Below are 15,403 nucleotides of genomic sequence, written 5' to 3'. Positions count from 1 at the left end.
GGTTCCCGTATAATGTATTTAACACATAGATCCTGACAGAACTCACAACTCACTCTGTAAAACCTCTCTTTTATCTGAATGTTCAGGTGTAGAGCTATCGCAGGACACTGTTTTGCACTTTATATCCCACCTGAAGGGACAGTCGCTTTCACTTCAAAAAGTTTAAATGTGTTCTTTAGTACTCATTGTATTCATTGTGAGGCAGAACGCCGGTCCATGATTTCTTTCACGTAATGCTCAATAACAATGTGATGTTCATGGCTTATCTGAGAAATGAATGTTTGCAGGAAATCGGGTGTGGAGTGAAGGGTATTTGTGACCAGTTTATCGAAGTCTTTCTGGGTGAAGTGGTCATAGCCTTTTAGCGTCGAACGCTGGAGCAAGGTATGCGCAGTAATTTCGAGCACGGCACGTCTGTAATCATCGGAAAGCAGAATATCCAGATCGTGCCGGCTGATCTCAAAGGCAAATTCATAGCTGATAAAACCAGAATCGACAGGCAATGAGTAGGTCAGTTTACCTTCCTCCTGTGTCACATGAGGTTCGTATCCGTCACCCATGAGGCGAACTGATTGCATATTAATCCTCCTTCTATTTCAGCCCTGAGTTGTTACTTCAGCAGATTAAAACCACCGATATCGATATTATTCCGCTTCTGACGACGAGCGCAAATACTCACAACATCAGATCGTTTGATAGCGTAAGTTCCCGGTTGTTCACCTGTTCGCTAACGGCAAAACTGACAAAGTGGTATGCCTGTTACGGAGGGTCATGTCAACCGTGAGCAGTGAGCTAAAGTTTTCCAGGTGACTTTATGAGCCGGTCGCCTCTCCCCGCTATTTTTGAGACAAAAAATAGCAGAGAGGAGGTCATCGCTTACACGTCCTGGAAAAAAGCATCAGGCGATGCTTCTGAAAGGGTCTTTAGCGACCAGCCCACACCGCTGGTTTTCTTGTCTGCCACGGATAGGCGCTTTCAAGCTGACCCGCCTGTGCCAGCAATAAGTTCTCCTGATTAAATCCTGCACAGAACTGCATGCCAATCGGCAGATTATGGGAAGAAAGGAAGCCCAGAGGAACAGACATCGCGGGGGTTACGCACACGTTCGCCAGCGCAGTAAACGGTGACTGATTGAAAACGTGATGTTAGCGCATCGACTGGCTGCTTTGAGCGAAAAGCGGACATTGGCCATGTGCTAAAGAAGAAAATTGCGTGGTGTTAATTCCAGAATGGAACGAAATGCAGCGGTAAATGCAGCCGGACATGAGAAGCCCAGTTGGTAGGAGACCTGCTTAATTGAGATGCCATTGGCGAGGAGATCTAATGACGCACAAATTCTTGCTCTTTGCTTCCAGGTTCTGAAGCTGAAGCCCGTATCCTTAATAAACATTCGCGAGAAGGTGCGTTCAGACATATTGGCAATATGGGCCAGATCGCTTAGAGACGCTTCCCAGCGGTGACTGACCAGTAACTCTTTGGTTGCCCTGTTTAAGCGCTCATCATGCGGCATAGGTAGCTCCGCGGTCAAAGGCTTTGCCTCACTGAGAATTTCTAAAATTAACAGCGCCATTTTACGCTGGCTCGGTCCAGTGTAGTCGGCATTGAAAAGCCCGGCTATCAGCTCTTTCACCAGTGCGGTGGCTGTAATCACATGCACCTGACGACTCTTAGTAAAATTCAGGCATTCTTCAATAAGACTGCTACTGAAATAAATGGCCCGTAAGTCGGTGTGGGATAGCAGATTGTAGCTGTGAATCTGCAGAGGCGGTAGCCATAATGCCCGCTGAGGGGGGATCACCCAACGATTGCCCTCTGTTTCGACCAACATAACGCCCCTGGTAGCAAATAATAGCTGTCCTTCAATATGATGATGAGGAGGATCGGTCTCTCCGCGTTGATAGCTGATGGCGGTGCTAGACCATCCCGTCGCTTCATCATGTCTTGGCGCTTTATCTATGCTACCTGGCATTTCAAATTTAGTTCCTGCAGTTATCTTAGTTGGACTCACCCGATTCATAACATCCCGACAGGGTGAAACTTGAAAAATTAAGGTTAACATAAGCATTACAGGAGCATATTTAAATGCACGTGCATTTCATCATCCATGAAAGTTTTGAGGCTCCCGGCGCTTATGAGTCCTGGGCCATAGGCAAAGGTAATCACGTCACCTATTCACGAGTTTATGAAGGTGAGGCTCTACCGTCCAGCGTGGATGACATCGATTTTTTGATTGTTATGGGCGGTCCACAGGACCCGGCAACCACCCCTGAAGAGTGCCCGCATTTTGATGCAAAGGCTGAGCAGGCGGTCATCGCATCCGCTGTGCGCGCAGGTAAAGCCGTTATTGGCATCTGCCTGGGTTCCCAGCTCATTGGTGAGGCGCTCGGTGCTTCTTTTGCACACAGCCCGGAAAAAGAGATCGGCAAGTTTCCTGTCTCTCTGACGCAGGCAGGGCAACAGCATGAGCTGTTTTCACATTTCGGACACACGCTTGAGGTCGGTCACTGGCATAACGATATGCCTGGGCTGACGCCTGACGCCACGGTCATCGCCCACAGTGAAGGGTGCCCGCGTCAGATCGTCGCCTACAGCGATCTGGTGTTCGGTTTCCAGTGCCACATGGAGCTGACACCGGAAGTAGTCGAACTGCTTATTGCCCACTCCGAGAAGGATCTGGGCCGGGCGGGTGAATACCGCTTTGTCCATACGCCTGCACAACTGCGTGCACATGATTACCGGGAGATGAACCAGGCTCTGTTCACATTCCTGGACAAACTGGCCGGGCGTTACAACCAGAGCCATCAATGATCGTCTTTTGCGCAGATTATCCTGCTCAAAAGAGGCAATTCTGAAACTAACAGTGCAGGTAACACTATGACTGAATCGCCAGCCGCCCTTCTGACGATAGCCGGCGCTATCCTGGTAGGCGCCATGAGTCCCGGGCCAAGCTTCATCATGATAGTACGTACTGCCGTAGTCTCATCTCGCCTCAGTGCGCTGTCCGCCGCCGCAGGCATGGGCGTGGGATGCATGATTTTCTCAGTCATTGCGCTGGCCGGGCTGCACTCTCTGCTGGAGCTGGTTCCCTGGCTGTATGCCGCGCTTAAAACCGCCGGTGGGGTTTACCTTCTCTGGCTTGGCTGTGCATGCTTTTCAGAACGGGCAACAGCCTGGATCTGAGCCTGGGAGGCGAAAACGCACACCGTCCGGGCCGCGCGTTTCTTACCGGTATGGCGACTCAGCTCAGTAATCCGAATACAGCAATTGTATTTGGCAGTATTTTTGCTGCGCTGCTCAGTCAGCATATCTCGCCCTATCTTTATCTTTTGTTGCCCGGTATGGCGTTCTTCATTGATGCAGTCTGGTATGGCCTGGTGGCATGGCTGTTATCGGCTGAAAAGCCACGTCTCACCTATATGAAATACAAATCCCGGCTGGATAAAGCGAGTGGGCTGGTGATGGGGTATCTGGGGATCCGGCTCCTTCTGAGATGATCTCTGTCAGTGTTGACCTCTCTCTCTGTTCTTAAGTTAACTGTGAGCAAAATTACTTTGAAAGCCCTTTTACGCAATGTCAGTTTTATCGCTGGTTTCATGCTGGCATGTTACCTCCCCGCTGCAGTTGCTGCTGGCACGGTGGCGTGTTCATCTTCACAAAAACTGTCTGAATGCATTAAGCAGGTCGCCGGTGGCGGCACGGTACTGCTCGGTAAAGGTACCTGGTTTCAGGACAGCAGCCTGTTGCTGAGCAGCAATGTGGCACTTCAAGGCACGGGGCCGGGGACAGTTATCACCTGGAGTCCTGCGGTGAGGAGCACCATTAATGCGCCGCTGCTCTATACCACTGCCGCCAGCCACGTCACGATAAAGGATGTGAAACTGGTCGGCACCATTGACCAACGGTCTGACAGTCAGGATTTGAGGAGTAATCAGATTGGTCTCTTTTTTAACTGCAGAGGAGACCCGACCGCCGGTGAAAAAACCGGCTGTAATGATATTACTCTTCAGAACGTTGAAGTGGAGAACAGCAGCGATGGGATCCATATCAAAGGCGCCAGTCATGTCACGGCGACGGATCTGAAGTTGCATAACAATGGCAACACTGAGAATGACTATTTTCACAATATCTACCTTCGCCGCGTCGCAGATGTTCGTCTAATCCAGACCGGAAAAAACAGCGGAGGTTATTATGCCAGCCCACGCGGGCACGGCATTCGGGGTTCGCACCTGATCAACGTTTATATGAGCGATCTGGAGGTGCATGACAATGCCGATTACGGTATCCATATGGATACCGTCTTTAATGTCAGACTGCATAACATGCACGTTTATCACAATTGCCTCAGCGGTAAGCCTGCCTGCCAGCAGATACAATGCTTTGGCCCTCAGTGTGATGTTCATCTCAATGCGCCGGCTGAACCAGCGTCCATAACCTCCCAATAATTTTTGTCCGCTTTTGGCACAAAGCGAGCATTGATGGCAGTAGGAAGTATGAGAGTGCCATTGTCATACTGGACACAATCATAATTCTGTCCTGACTATGCAGATTGAAATCACTGGAAGAATCATGAATATCCAACTCACAAGCGTCACCCCGGACAGCCCAGGATTTACTGAGTTAAGATCGCAGAGCATGGCTGAAGGGTTTAACATGTTACACCGACTGGAAGACAACTGGCTTAGCGGACATAACCGCTTTGACAGACCCGGAGAAAAACTAATTGGGGCTTCTGTAGATGGATTAATCATTGGCGTGTGTGGACTCAACATCGACCCGTTTACACTAAAAACTGGCATCGGACGTCTGCGACATCTCTATGTAGACTCAGGATGGAGAAAAAGGCAGGTTGGCAGCGCTCTGCTCAGAGAGACACTTAAGAATTCTGGCCACTGGTTTGATTTTATCAACACAAACGCTCCTCCATCGGCATTCACATTCTATGAACGAGCTGGCTTTGTTGCTTTGACTGGCATAGAAAAAGTCACGCACCATCTCTGTCTCAGAGACCCAGTGCGTTGATATAGTCACGTCCTGGATAGGCCGCATATCCTGTCCAGTGAACCGCTTTTCAGGAACGCCTGCCGGGATACAGCACTGACATAACCAAACCACTTTCAGGCAAATCAGAGCAATTACAGGTAAATCCGCGCCGCTCTGGACACACTGCGTTTCTGACCAGGCATGCAGAACGGCTGCTTAAACTTCTTCAGGAAATCAAAGGAACTGACTGGCAGCTTTGAGCGAAGAGCGGACATCAGGTTAGCCGGTATTATGGGTGCCGCCTGTAATTTTCCCGGACAGACTTCTGTAGTTTTTAATGGTCGCACTGGAAAGGCTTGCTGCCGTATCTACGATGACAAAGCTGAAAGTGTTTTCAGTTATCAGGGGACTAAGATCTGTACAGGCAATAAGGAGAGCCTTTACCTTAAGAATTGCCACTACAGACATTAAATTCATCCACTCTGACTGTACACCAGAGTCATGAAAACCTTTCTTTTTAACCCGTCCAATTAGCGATGTGGTCATCTCACGAAGCAGAGGTGAATCAATAATCTCTTTGCCAGAAGCTTCTATCCGCTCCTGATAAAAACTCGCTTCCAGTGTAGGTTCCGTAGCCAGTACAGCAATCCTGGTTGCTTCTGCAGGCAGTGACTCAAGTGCACTGTCTGCGATATGCAGAAGTGGAATAGCGAAGCTCACCGCCTTCATTTCGGCAAAGTAGCAGTGCGCAAGATTACAGGGAACAGCTATCAGACTCACTTTGGCCCTGACGAGTTCGGCAATACCCTGCTGCAGGGTTGCGATCATCGCATTATCATCAACTTTCTTGCCAGGCCAGAAAGGTGTCGGCAACGAGATAATATGCATTTTAGGAAAATCCATATCATATTTCGCTCCGTACCCGATGTGACACTCTGTCACCAGCATATCAACGAAGGGGGCTGTGGAGCGGGGTCCCATTCCTGCAAGCACACCTATAGAAACAGTCATTGTCAGTGCCTCCTTTTAAGATCTTCTTTCCGCTTAACAAATTATAGCTAAGTTGCCTGCAAAATTACTGACGAACGGAATGAACATGCGGGAGGTCACTCAGAAAGGTGCAGGTGAACTGCCGCAATTGATCAACATATCATGATGCGGAGAGAGCAGGCTTCAGGCACAAAGCGGACCTACGCTCCGGAAGGTCCGCTATGAGCGAGGAGCAGACGTTTCACTTATGGCAACTGAATGTTCTAATACGTTAAACATAACTTCACTGTTGCGGATCATTGCTCATAAGCTTATAAAATCAGAAACCTATATGGAAATGAAGGCACTATGAACATTTCAATCAGAAAGTTACTGCCGCTAGAATGGGATCATGCTTACAGTCTGATTTCACAGCTACGGAACATTTCCAAAGAAAAATTTATCGAAAGCGTCAGAATTCAGACGTTGAACGGTTATGAACTTGTTGGCGCATTTGGCAATGAAAAAATGCTTGGCTTGATGGGTTTCCGTCCCGTTCATACTCTGGCCAGAGGATCACATCTCCATATTGATGATTTGATCGTAGATGAGGCTTTAAGAAGCACAGGGATAGGGAAAAAATTGCTGGATTTTGCCACCACTGAATCAGAAAGCAGGGATATGAACTTCGTGTTCCTTGATGCCCGACAGCAGGCGATACCGTTTTATGAACGGAATGGCTTTGTGGCTCACACATCACCTTCAATGAAAAAGCCTCTCCGATAAAACCAGATAGCCTGTTCATAGGTGGTGGTGCGGACATTATAACTTTGCATCTACACCCTTTAGCAACATAAAAACATGAAGTTAAGGAAGTTTTTTGCACATAAAAACACTCAACGGATCTGTTGCATAAGGTGGGAATGAATTGCATATCTCATAACCGCATCTACGATAAAGTGCTATAGCCGCTTGCTGGTGAATCCCTGTTTCAAGCTGCAATAGGCTCAAATTCTTTTCTGAAGCAATCGTCTCGATTGCGCTGACTATCTGTTCTCCGAGCTTCCTACGCCGATATTCCGGTCGAATATAAACCCGCTTAATCTCAGCTGAGCCATTTTCATGAAATAGCAAAGCACCACAACCTGCAGGTAAGCCACCTTCATCACGTACGATAATGCACCGGAGCTGCTCATCAGTAACTGTTGAAAGATCCAGGCAGTGATTACTTTCTGCAGGATATAGTGCGTTCTGAAAGGCATCGAGTTCGCTTACCAGCCACAGTAGGTCAGAATCACTTTTATCTACTTCTGAAATGCTAAACATTCGCTATCCTGGATTCAGTTTTAACTACTGAATCTAACATAATGTTCCATCTATGACGGCCTTCAGTATTTTACATAGGAGTGCATGTGAAACATCCGCTCCTGGCGCAAAGCGGACTGACGGCAGGCCAGGGTCCACTATGAGCGAGAAGCATAAGTCGCTGCTGCGTAAGCCGGAATAGAGCTTTGGTGGTGCGGCGGGCGAGAAGAATAGTCCGCATTCAAAAAGCTTTCTCAATGGCGTCAAAAAGTTCTTCGACGATTTGACTCGCTAAGCGGAAACGCTGCGGTAAACATAAAAAGCTCCTGCTGTGCAGGGGCTTTTTTTATTGCTGTACTATTCAGCAAAACGTATCCGTTAGGGGGTACTTAAAAATTTTTCTCATGTTTCCGCTTTCGTTGTCGATAACCTGATTGCTGGTTGAGTGATGATTTCACTCAGCATTTTTTTCATTTCAGGCGATAAGGATATTTATGAACAAGCTTTGTGTTGCGGCGTTGTTGGCTCTGAGTTTAACCGGCTGTGCGCAGCAGACTTTCGTAATGAAACAGAATCAAGTTGGCGCGGCGACGAAAACCACCAGCCAGCCGTTCTTTGTTTCAGGTATCGGTCAGCGTAAGAGCATTGATGCGGCGCAGGTGTGCGGCGGCCAGGAAAAAGTTAACCGGGTTGAAGTGCAGCAGACGTTTGTTAATGGCTTACTGAGCGTGGTGACGTTTGGTATCTACACGCCACGTGAAGCGCGCGTTTATTGCGCCATCTGATAATGCCTCAGGCCGGTTCGCCGGCCTAATCCTGCGCCTGTTATTAAATCGCATTAGTATATTGTAACTATTAAATTCTGCTCTCGCACCGCTGCGCGGCTCGCCTGCTGACGACGATATCCGAAACGAGTTCAGGCAACGTCGTCCAGCCTGGTAAAAGCAGTGGTAAGCTGTTGATGCGTGTCAGTCCGCTTTGAGCGAGTAACAGACATTGCAAAAAGCGTGCTGTAAGGATTAACAGGGAGCAGGTCAGTCGCCTTCATCACTTATACGCATAAAAAGATCAAGCCTAAGGCATGCATCTGCGCGGGCATCCAGATGCGGTTTTCTCACCTCCTCCAGCTAACTCCTCCACACGCCGACTTCAATAATGACGTCGCGTAGCCCCGCACCGGTTAAATCTGACGATAGAGAAAGTAATGTTTTCACTGATGATTTGTCCTAAAATCATGATCATTGAGTAAAAACGATGGCTGCAATCAGACTCATAGCATCATAAGCCGTGAAACAGTCAATCTGCATTTCAATTATTTCTACAAAATGAGGTCAAATTGAGGCCTTTAAGACAAGCTGCTACGGAGTGACTGGCATGAGTGAGTTAGTGACAATGGCCTTGAGGATCCCACCTGATGACGAATAAACAGGGTGTTTTGATTGTTAACCTTGGAACACCAAAAGAACCAACGCCTGTTGCAGTAAAGAAATTTTTATCTAAATTTCTGCATGACTACAGAGTGGTCGACTTACCAAGAATCATTTGGTGCCCCATTCTACATGGCGTGATTATCCCATTACGTGCAAGGCGAGTGGCGAAATTATATTCTTCGATTTGGATGGAGGAAGGCTCCCCTCTCATGGTTTACAGCGTCAGGCAAGCCCGTGCGCTTGAAGAAGTGACAGGTATGTCCGTCGAGCTGGGGATGAGTTATGGCGAGCCGAGTATAGGTGGTGCAATTGACAGGCTATTGGAAAAAGGCGTCGACAAAATTATCGTTATTCCTTTGTATCCCCAGTTTTCATCTTCGACCGTTTCTTCTGTTTGGGATAGCGTGAGCCGTCACCTGCAGATAATGAAGAACCGGTATACACCCTCCATAAATTTCATCAATGACTATGCCGATCACCCTGCCTACATTGAAGCGTTAAGAGCATCCGTTCAGGCATCTTTCGAAGCTAACGGCGTTCCAGATGCATTGTTAATTTCATATCATGGTATACCGGTAAGGTTTGTCAAAGAGGGGGACCGATACCAGGAAAGATGTGAGTTAACGACAAAATTACTCATTGAAGCAATCAATATGCCGTCACTGAAAATATTGATGACGTTCCAGTCAAGATTCGGCAGAGAGCCATGGTTAACGCCTTTTACTGATGAGACAATTAAAAATCTACCGAATGAAGGAATAAAAAGCCTGCAGGTAATCAGCCCGGGGTTTGCATCAGACTGTTTAGAAACGCTTGAGGAGCTTGATGAGCAGAACAGGGAGATTTTTATGCATGCGGGTGGTACATCGTTTACTTACATACCGGCGCTTAATGATAAACCGATTCATATCGAGATGCTGCGACAACTTGTGAACCTTAATCGGTTTCAGGGATGATTTTCACACTCTTGTGAGCGGATGTTGCAGGTGTCAACATTCATAGTGAAAGCAGAAGTGGGCCCTCCCGGACATGTATGTGATACGTGCCGGGGCGGCGTTATAGGGGCCGCCTGGAAACCCGCTACTCCAGCTGCAAGCAACTGTCTTGTACGAGGGTATGAGTCGGAGATTATTCGTGGGCAAGTTAGCTATGAGCGAGGAGCGGACGTTTAGTATTTACGGGTACGCCTGCGCTGGCGCACCCGGTTACACTCAGGGCTTCCAGCGGCGCAGAGAGGTATGGTCTTCATACGGCAGCTTTGAAGGTAAAGAAATTAGTTCAATGACGCTACCCCACGGCGTGCGGCCGTAACAGAAAAAGTTATTCTCTCCCACCTCAGTTGGAAACATCAGGGGCTGAGGAGAAGTAAACATTTTCCCGCCAGCCTGCTCGAACAGGCTGATAGCCTCGTTGATGTCATCAACGTAAACAGCAAAATGCTGCAGGCCATAATCGCTGGGTCGCACGGGCTGACTTTGCTCTGGCCCCTTCATTTCAAAAAGTTCCAGTCCCGGGCCGTGCTTCAGCTTCATCATTCTGACCGTGGTAATTTTCGTTCCCGGGAACAGGTTCAGAATATTTTCCGTTTCTTCGCCTTTTACGTCATCGTCTGAAGGCGAGACGGAGTCATAAATAACTTCTGCACCAAAGGCGTCAGAAAAGAAGCGGGTAGCCTCATCAATATCAGAAACGGTAATGCCGACGTGGTCCATACCGCGAATAACGTTGGTAGACATAGTTTTCTCCCTGTGGTTGTTCAGATGTGAGTAATGTTATTAATCAGCCCTGGCGGGCCGCCATTGTCGCGAGCGCACTAAGCTGAGCCGAAATATGGTCACGGGTGTCCGCATCCGTTATGCGGCCGGATTTCGGATCAAGCCGGGATGAGGCCTGTCCAATCATGACCTCTGGCTTGTTAAGCACTCTGCCGTCGAGAAAGACCAGAATCTGACGCAGGTGATACTGCGCCCTTGCGCCACCTATGGCACCGGGTGACGCAGTAATTATGGCGACGGGCTTACCGGCGACAGGGGTATCCGGAAGACGTGAAAGCCAGTCCAGCGCATTTTTCAGGGCACCCGGCACAGAATAGTTATATTCAGGTGTGACAATAATCAGGCCGTCTGCTGCCGCTATCGCTTGTCCCATTTCCACAACCGATTCAGGAAACCCCTGAGCCTGCAGGTCAGCGTCGTAATGTGGTATTTCCCCGACAGAGCTGAGCGCACTGACATCCACGCCTGCCGGCGCCAGCAGGCTAAGATTGCGGGCTACGACGGCGTTAAAAGAATCCGCGCGAAGACTGCCCAGCAGTGAGACAAATTTCAAAGGTCTTGTCTGTGACATGACTGCTCCCCGTGTTTTTTATATGGATACGCCGACAGATGCCGGCACTTTGTTTTCGAACTGACTTAAGCCTGGTATAGAATTACACATCGATAAACACGCTATGAGTCGCCAGAGAGTCAACTTTATGTCTACCGGGTTTACAGCCGAATCCTTGCGAGGAATCACGACTTTTGTCACAACGGCCAGGTCCAGCAGCTTTACTGAAGCTGCGGAGCAATTGGGCATTACAAAATCTGCCGTCGGAAAAAGCGTGGCGCGGCTTGAGGAGAGGCTGGGAACGCGGCTGTTTCACCGCTCAACCCGTAAGCTAAGCCTGACCAGTGACGGAGAGGCCTATCTCACCAGTTGCCTCTCTGCGCTGGAAATTCTGGACTCGGCTGAAAATACGCTCAGCCGGCGGCAGGACAATCCTGCCGGAACGGTGCGTATAGACATGCCAGCATCATTCGGACGCAATCTGATGATGCCGGTGCTGCTTGAAGTGATGAATCGTTATCCAGCCCTGCGTCTGGTGTTGACCTTTAACGACCGTCTGATTGATCCGGTTGAGGAGGGCGTTGACCTGGTACTGCGCCTGGGCGAACTGCAGAGCACCGATGAGCTGATTGCGCGTCGTCTGAGCCGGCAGCGCCTCATGCTCTGCGCATCTCCCGCTTATGTTGAGCGGCACGGTCAGCCCTTTGATGTCGATGCGCTAAAAAAACACTGCTGCATTATGGGGTACCGGCGGGGGGCACCGCTTGCCTGGCGACTGCGACCAGCCGGGGAGCGGGAAATAAAGTTTATCTCGGCCTCGGCACACCAGATAAGCGACGGAGACGCCATGCTTCAGGCCTGCCTGGCAGGAGCAGGTATTGCCCAGTTTCCTGAATCGATGGTGAACAGCCATATTGATGAGGGCAGGCTTGTTGCTGTTATGCCCGATCATATGCCCGTACCCGTCGGGCTGAACGTTGTCTGGCCCCGGACAAGGCATCTGATCCCCAGGGTCAGGCTTATTGTCGATGAACTGCTGAGTAAGGCCGAAAAAGGATACTTTGGCACGCTTAGGTAGAATTTTTGTCACCACTCAGGCGATTTCAGGGCTGTTTATCAACTCTAAGCAAGCTTATATCCTGTCTGTCCTGCTGCCATCACCGTGTCATGTGCCGGTTTTTTAAACGAAAGCCGGCACGTGTTATGCGCAGCTCAGACAAAAAAATAGGTTAACTGACAGGATATTTGTTATGCCACTTGCTCTCTGGGCGCTGGCGATTGGTGCATTCGGTATCGGTACGACTGAATTCATCATTGCCGGCCTGCTTCCCGTTATTGCCGCTGATTTCAACGTTACTATTCCCGTGGCCGGAAATCTGGCAACGGCTTATGCGCTGGGTGTTTTTGTCGGCGCGCCGGCCCTGATTATTCTGGGCTCAAAAGTGCCCCGAAAAGCCATGCTGGTTTTCCTGATGCTGCTGTTTGTGGCGGGTAACCTCGTTACGGCCTTTGCGCCCACGCTGGGCATTGCCATTCTGGGCAGGATCATCACGTCTCTGACTCACGGCGCCTTCTTTGGTATTGGTTCGATCATTGCTGCCGATATGGTTGCGCCGTCTAAGCGGGTAAGGGCGATTGCATTCATGTTCATGGGACTGACCGTAGCAAATCTTATTGGTGTTCCCGTCGGTACCTGGATCGGGCAGCATCTTTCCTGGCGGGATGCTTTTATGGTTATTGCCGCAATTGGAGTTGTTACGGTTATCAGCGTCGGTATGCTTATCCCGCATCAGCCCCGTCCGGAGAACCATAATTTCGCACACGAGTTTAATGCCTTCCGCAACGTCAATGTTCTGCTGGCGATGGGCATAACGGTCTTTGGGCCGGGTGCTTTTTTTACCTCCATTACCTATATCGCACCCATGATGATCGGGCTGGCCGGATACAGCGAAAGCAGCCTGGCATGGCTGATGCTGCTGTTCGGTCTGGGGCTATTTGTCGGTAACCAGCTGGGCGGCAGATATGCCGATCGCGCGCTGATGCCGATGCTTTACGTCACCCTGGCCGCTCAGGCCGAAGTCCTGCTGGTATTTAACTTTACTGCCCACAGCCAGGTCATGTCAGCGGTCTGTATTTTTCTGATGGCTGCGTTTGGGTTTGCGACCGTGTCCCCCATCCAGAAACTGGTGATGGACAAAGCGCGGACGGCAGGGGCTCCGACGCTGGCTGCAGCCGTTAACATAGGTCTCTTCAATCTCGGTAATGCCCTGGGTGCATGGCTGGGAGGGGCAGTTATAGCGGCCGGCTTTGGTCTTCAGTCGCCTGACTGGGCAGGCGCGATACTCTCGGTTATAGCGCTGATTCTGGCAGTTATATCCGGACTGACTGACAAAACCGGGCATAGCGCTGCTATGCGTTCTGCTTCTCACAGTGAGTAACGTCCGCTTCTGGCCCTGAACAGACGTCGATGAGTTACAGGCGCTGCCAGATGGAGCGGAAAGAAACAGTTTACTGGTAATCCCGTCATTGACAGTGAGATGGTAAAACACCTCACTTAAAGAGCAGCAAGAATGGCGGATTCCATTTTCTCCGGGGTGGTAGTCGGGGCAAAGCGTTTGATCGGTTTGCCGTCGCGCCCGATCAGGAACTTAGTGAAGTTCCACTTAATACGACCACCCAGCACGCCGGGTAATTCATCTTTCAGGTAACGGAAAATCGGGTGCGTTGAGGTGCCATTGACCTCAACTTTCCCGAACATCGGAAAACTCACACCATAGTTGATGTGGCATGTCTGCGCGATTTCTTCGGCACCGCCGGGTTCCTGCTTTCCGAACTGGTTGCAGGGAAAACCCAGCACCACCAGCCCCTGCGCGGCGTACTTTTTATAGAGCGATTCAAGACCTGCGTATTGTGGCGTGAATCCACAATGGCTGGCGGTATTAACCACCAGAACCACCTTGTCAGCGTAGTCGGTCATCGGGATAAGCTGGCCATTCAGACTGGTGGCAGTGAGTTGATAAAAGGGAGACATGTCGCAATCCTCAGAGCAAAAACCGTGTGACGTTAACATTACCACAGAGTGCATAACGAGAGCGGGGTCTGGAAAGCAGATGCTTAGTTAGCAGGTCAGGCATCCTGGCTTCAGGCGCTAACGCCTGAGTTAATGACTATTTCCCACGTCAGGTCTGGTTGTTATTCCTGATGAATTTCAACCACGACTTTACCCTTTGCATGTCCCTGTTCAAGGTAAGCCAGGGCATCTTTTGTGTCTGCAAATGGGAACACCCTGTCGATTACCGGTTTGATGTGTTCTGCTTCTATAAGTTTGCCGATTTGGGTGAGTTGATCGCCATCAGGACGCATAAAGTGAAATGAATAATCCAGACCGCGCTTTTTTGAAAGGCGCATAATTTTGCGACTCATCAGGGCAAAAATCATCCGCAGCAAGATATTCAGCTGCCGGGCTCGCGCGAAATTAACGTCTAATGGACCGACCAGCGAAACAATCTTTCCACCAGGTTTAAGAATCTGCATGGATTTTTCAATGGAATCCCCCCGCAGCGTGCCGAGTACGAGATCGTAGCCACTCAGCACGGTTTCAAATTCCTGCTTTTTATAGTCGACCACTTCTTCTGCGCCCAGCCGACTCACCCACTCTACGTTGGCTGAACTGGTCGTCGTCGCTACCCGGGCGCCAAGATGCTTTGCCAGCTGAATCGCAATAGTGCCAATCCCTCCCGAACCTGCCGGAATAAACACTTTTTGGCCTGGTCGCAGATGTGCTCTCTCTGTAAACGCCTGCCAGGCGGTGAGGCTAACCATCGGCAACGAAGCAGCCTCAATGAAATCCAGATTTTCAGGCTTAATAGCCGCGAGACGTTCAGGAACGCATGCAAAATCGGCGAGTGAACCTGTACCCCTGTCGAAAATGCTGGCGAAGACTTCATCGCCCGGCTTGAAACGTGTCACCCGACTTCCTGTTGCAATCAACACGCCTGACAAATCACTGCCCAGCGTCGCCGGAAGTTTAAAATGCAGAATCGGTTTGAAAATTCCGCCGGGGATAATGTTATCAATGGGATTCAGACCAACGGCATAGACTTTTACCAGGATTTCATCGGCACCGGGGGAAGGGTAATCTACATTTTCAAATCCCAGCTCAGGTGACTTCCCGTAGCGTTTAAACGTAAAGGCTCGCATCGTCCTGGTTTTCATTTGGTGTTTATCCTCTGATGTTTAGCACTGACGTACTTTCAGGTGCCTCTGTTGCTGAGCAAAAAAGCGGCTCCGGGAAGCAACGTAATCAATAATGGAATAAGGTTTTGCCGGTTAATATGCTCATGCCGCCATTAAGACATTCATGGTCGATTTACCGCTTAGCAGAACCCGTAAAA

Annotated in this window: 20 protein-coding genes and 1 pseudogene; 10 read left to right on the top strand and 11 right to left on the bottom strand. The window is 49.7% G+C overall.

The features are described from left to right. Positions 1-191: 191 nt before the first annotated feature. From ACVKSX_RS10125 to ACVKSX_RS10115, 3 genes are all read right to left on the bottom strand, one after another. Positions 192-578 (bottom strand): hypothetical protein, encoded by a 387-nt coding sequence (locus ACVKSX_RS10125; protein WP_010259127.1) that lies wholly within the window; start codon positions 576-578, stop codon positions 192-194. Positions 579-923: 345 nt separating this feature from the next. Further along, positions 924-1,085, bottom strand: a complete 162-nt coding sequence (locus ACVKSX_RS10120; RefSeq protein ID WP_354438715.1) for a hypothetical protein — start codon at positions 1,083-1,085, stop codon at positions 924-926. 110 nt (positions 1,086-1,195) lie between these two features. After that, positions 1,196-1,969, bottom strand: coding sequence for an AraC family transcriptional regulator (locus tag ACVKSX_RS10115; protein WP_010259125.1), 774 nt, complete (start codon positions 1,967-1,969; stop codon positions 1,196-1,198). Positions 1,970-2,082: 113 nt separating this feature from the next. Between ACVKSX_RS10115 and ACVKSX_RS10110 the strand changes: the two genes are divergently transcribed. The 3 genes from ACVKSX_RS10110 (at position 2,083) to ACVKSX_RS10100 (ending at position 3,494) form a co-directional block, all read left to right on the top strand. Then, positions 2,083-2,808 (top strand): type 1 glutamine amidotransferase, encoded by a 726-nt coding sequence (locus ACVKSX_RS10110; protein ID WP_010259124.1) that lies wholly within the window; start codon positions 2,083-2,085, stop codon positions 2,806-2,808. A 66-nt stretch (positions 2,809-2,874) separates the two neighbouring features. After that, complete coding sequence (locus ACVKSX_RS10105; protein ID WP_010259123.1) at positions 2,875-3,180, top strand: LysE family transporter; 306 nt, start codon at positions 2,875-2,877, stop codon at positions 3,178-3,180. Continuing rightward, positions 3,147-3,494: a LysE family translocator gene (locus ACVKSX_RS10100; RefSeq protein WP_254072879.1), complete on the top strand. Its 348-nt coding sequence runs from the start codon at positions 3,147-3,149 to the stop codon at positions 3,492-3,494. The genes ACVKSX_RS10105 and ACVKSX_RS10100 overlap by 34 nt, the downstream gene beginning before the upstream one ends. Before the next feature lie 156 nt (positions 3,495-3,650). Here ACVKSX_RS10100 and ACVKSX_RS10095 read toward each other — a convergent pair whose 3' ends face one another. Beyond that, a complete protein-coding gene (locus ACVKSX_RS10095) occupies positions 3,651-4,121 on the bottom strand; it encodes a hypothetical protein (protein WP_152931531.1) in 471 nt (156 codons plus the stop codon). Between the two features lie 33 nt (positions 4,122-4,154). After that, a complete protein-coding gene (locus ACVKSX_RS10090) occupies positions 4,155-4,400 on the bottom strand; it encodes a hypothetical protein (protein WP_152931532.1) in 246 nt (81 codons plus the stop codon). A gap of 166 nt (positions 4,401-4,566) precedes the next feature. Between ACVKSX_RS10090 and ACVKSX_RS10085 the strand changes: the two genes are divergently transcribed. Beyond that, a complete protein-coding gene (locus ACVKSX_RS10085; protein WP_060678986.1) occupies positions 4,567-5,019 on the top strand; it encodes a GNAT family N-acetyltransferase in 453 nt (150 codons plus the stop codon). A 240-nt stretch (positions 5,020-5,259) separates the two neighbouring features. Here ACVKSX_RS10085 and ACVKSX_RS10080 read toward each other — a convergent pair whose 3' ends face one another. Beyond that, positions 5,260-5,991 (bottom strand): aspartate/glutamate racemase family protein, encoded by a 732-nt coding sequence (locus ACVKSX_RS10080; protein ID WP_354438718.1) that lies wholly within the window; start codon positions 5,989-5,991, stop codon positions 5,260-5,262. Between the two features lie 327 nt (positions 5,992-6,318). On the opposite strand from ACVKSX_RS10080, the gene ACVKSX_RS10075 reads away from it, so the two are divergent. Next, positions 6,319-6,735 carry a GNAT family N-acetyltransferase gene (locus ACVKSX_RS10075; RefSeq protein ID WP_033786822.1) on the top strand — a complete coding sequence of 139 codons (417 nt, stop codon included), beginning with the start codon at positions 6,319-6,321 and terminating at the stop codon, positions 6,733-6,735. Between the two features lie 81 nt (positions 6,736-6,816). Here ACVKSX_RS10075 and ACVKSX_RS10070 read toward each other — a convergent pair whose 3' ends face one another. Beyond that, a complete protein-coding gene (locus ACVKSX_RS10070; protein WP_071998026.1) occupies positions 6,817-7,275 on the bottom strand; it encodes a GNAT family N-acetyltransferase in 459 nt (152 codons plus the stop codon). Between the two features lie 139 nt (positions 7,276-7,414). Between ACVKSX_RS10070 and ACVKSX_RS10065 the strand changes: the two are divergent. The 3 genes and pseudogenes from ACVKSX_RS10065 to hemH form a co-directional block, all read left to right on the top strand. Then, a pseudogene (locus ACVKSX_RS10065) lies at positions 7,415-7,549 on the top strand (molecular chaperone DnaJ); the annotation flags it as partial. 199 nt (positions 7,550-7,748) lie between these two features. Further along, positions 7,749-8,039 (top strand): Bor family protein, encoded by a 291-nt coding sequence (locus ACVKSX_RS10060; protein WP_010259114.1) that lies wholly within the window; start codon positions 7,749-7,751, stop codon positions 8,037-8,039. Positions 8,040-8,668: 629 nt separating this feature from the next. Further along, positions 8,669-9,640 carry a ferrochelatase gene (gene hemH, locus ACVKSX_RS10055; RefSeq protein ID WP_354438721.1) on the top strand — a complete coding sequence of 324 codons (972 nt, stop codon included), beginning with the start codon at positions 8,669-8,671 and terminating at the stop codon, positions 9,638-9,640. 255 nt (positions 9,641-9,895) lie between these two features. On the opposite strand, the gene ACVKSX_RS10050 is transcribed toward hemH, so the two are convergent. Then, positions 9,896-10,420: a VOC family protein gene (locus tag ACVKSX_RS10050; RefSeq protein WP_010670676.1), complete on the bottom strand. Its 525-nt coding sequence runs from the start codon at positions 10,418-10,420 to the stop codon at positions 9,896-9,898. Between the two features lie 43 nt (positions 10,421-10,463). After that, the gene (locus ACVKSX_RS10045; protein WP_031292513.1) at positions 10,464-11,030 is read right to left on the bottom strand and encodes an NADPH-dependent FMN reductase; all 567 of its coding nucleotides are present in this window, start codon (positions 11,028-11,030) and stop codon (positions 10,464-10,466) included. Between the two features lie 127 nt (positions 11,031-11,157). On the opposite strand from ACVKSX_RS10045, the gene ACVKSX_RS10040 reads away from it, so the two are divergent. Together ACVKSX_RS10040 and ACVKSX_RS10035 are read left to right on the top strand one after the other, a co-directional pair. Beyond that, positions 11,158-12,087, top strand: coding sequence for a LysR family transcriptional regulator (locus ACVKSX_RS10040; protein ID WP_354438723.1), 930 nt, complete (start codon positions 11,158-11,160; stop codon positions 12,085-12,087). A 172-nt stretch (positions 12,088-12,259) separates the two neighbouring features. Further along, positions 12,260-13,447, top strand: coding sequence for an MFS transporter (locus ACVKSX_RS10035; RefSeq protein ID WP_354438725.1), 1,188 nt, complete (start codon positions 12,260-12,262; stop codon positions 13,445-13,447). 116 nt (positions 13,448-13,563) lie between these two features. Here the strand turns inward: ACVKSX_RS10035 and ACVKSX_RS10030 are convergent, their stop codons facing one another. Both ACVKSX_RS10030 and ACVKSX_RS10025 read right to left on the bottom strand, forming a co-directional pair. Next, on the bottom strand, positions 13,564-14,040 hold the full coding sequence (locus tag ACVKSX_RS10030; RefSeq protein ID WP_010259108.1) for a glutathione peroxidase: 477 nt from the start codon (positions 14,038-14,040) through the stop codon (positions 13,564-13,566). Between the two features lie 161 nt (positions 14,041-14,201). Further along, positions 14,202-15,224 carry an NADP-dependent oxidoreductase gene (locus ACVKSX_RS10025; RefSeq protein WP_354438726.1) on the bottom strand — a complete coding sequence of 341 codons (1,023 nt, stop codon included), beginning with the start codon at positions 15,222-15,224 and terminating at the stop codon, positions 14,202-14,204. Positions 15,225-15,403: the final 179 nt, after the last annotated feature.

It is taken from the genome of Pantoea sp. PvP021 (genome assembly GCF_054056055.1).
The sequence above is the reverse complement of the archived record's forward strand: the minus strand, read 5'-3'. Positions and strand labels throughout refer to the sequence as shown.

Coding starts and splice junctions, on each gene's coding strand:
- ACVKSX_RS10125 (WP_010259127.1), bottom strand. CDS start 578: ATGCAATCAGTTCGCCTCATGGGTGACGGATACGAACCTCATGTGACA.
- ACVKSX_RS10120 (WP_354438715.1), bottom strand. CDS start 1,085: ATGTCTGTTCCTCTGGGCTTCCTTTCTTCCCATAATCTGCCGATTGGC.
- ACVKSX_RS10115 (WP_010259125.1), bottom strand. CDS start 1,969: ATGCCAGGTAGCATAGATAAAGCGCCAAGACATGATGAAGCGACGGGA.
- ACVKSX_RS10110 (WP_010259124.1), top strand. CDS start 2,083: ATGCACGTGCATTTCATCATCCATGAAAGTTTTGAGGCTCCCGGCGCT.
- ACVKSX_RS10105 (WP_010259123.1), top strand. CDS start 2,875: ATGACTGAATCGCCAGCCGCCCTTCTGACGATAGCCGGCGCTATCCTG.
- ACVKSX_RS10100 (WP_254072879.1), top strand. CDS start 3,147: ATGCTTTTCAGAACGGGCAACAGCCTGGATCTGAGCCTGGGAGGCGAA.
- ACVKSX_RS10090 (WP_152931532.1), bottom strand. CDS start 4,400: ATGAACATCACACTGAGGGCCAAAGCATTGTATCTGCTGGCAGGCAGG.
- ACVKSX_RS10085 (WP_060678986.1), top strand. CDS start 4,567: ATGAATATCCAACTCACAAGCGTCACCCCGGACAGCCCAGGATTTACT.
- ACVKSX_RS10080 (WP_354438718.1), bottom strand. CDS start 5,991: ATGACTGTTTCTATAGGTGTGCTTGCAGGAATGGGACCCCGCTCCACA.
- ACVKSX_RS10075 (WP_033786822.1), top strand. CDS start 6,319: ATGAACATTTCAATCAGAAAGTTACTGCCGCTAGAATGGGATCATGCT.
- ACVKSX_RS10070 (WP_071998026.1), bottom strand. CDS start 7,275: ATGTTTAGCATTTCAGAAGTAGATAAAAGTGATTCTGACCTACTGTGG.
- ACVKSX_RS10060 (WP_010259114.1), top strand. CDS start 7,749: ATGAACAAGCTTTGTGTTGCGGCGTTGTTGGCTCTGAGTTTAACCGGC.
- hemH (WP_354438721.1), top strand. CDS start 8,669: ATGACGAATAAACAGGGTGTTTTGATTGTTAACCTTGGAACACCAAAA.
- ACVKSX_RS10050 (WP_010670676.1), bottom strand. CDS start 10,420: ATGTCTACCAACGTTATTCGCGGTATGGACCACGTCGGCATTACCGTT.
- ACVKSX_RS10045 (WP_031292513.1), bottom strand. CDS start 11,030: ATGTCACAGACAAGACCTTTGAAATTTGTCTCACTGCTGGGCAGTCTT.
- ACVKSX_RS10040 (WP_354438723.1), top strand. CDS start 11,158: ATGTCTACCGGGTTTACAGCCGAATCCTTGCGAGGAATCACGACTTTT.
- ACVKSX_RS10035 (WP_354438725.1), top strand. CDS start 12,260: ATGCCACTTGCTCTCTGGGCGCTGGCGATTGGTGCATTCGGTATCGGT.
- ACVKSX_RS10030 (WP_010259108.1), bottom strand. CDS start 14,040: ATGTCTCCCTTTTATCAACTCACTGCCACCAGTCTGAATGGCCAGCTT.
- ACVKSX_RS10025 (WP_354438726.1), bottom strand. CDS start 15,224: ATGAAAACCAGGACGATGCGAGCCTTTACGTTTAAACGCTACGGGAAG.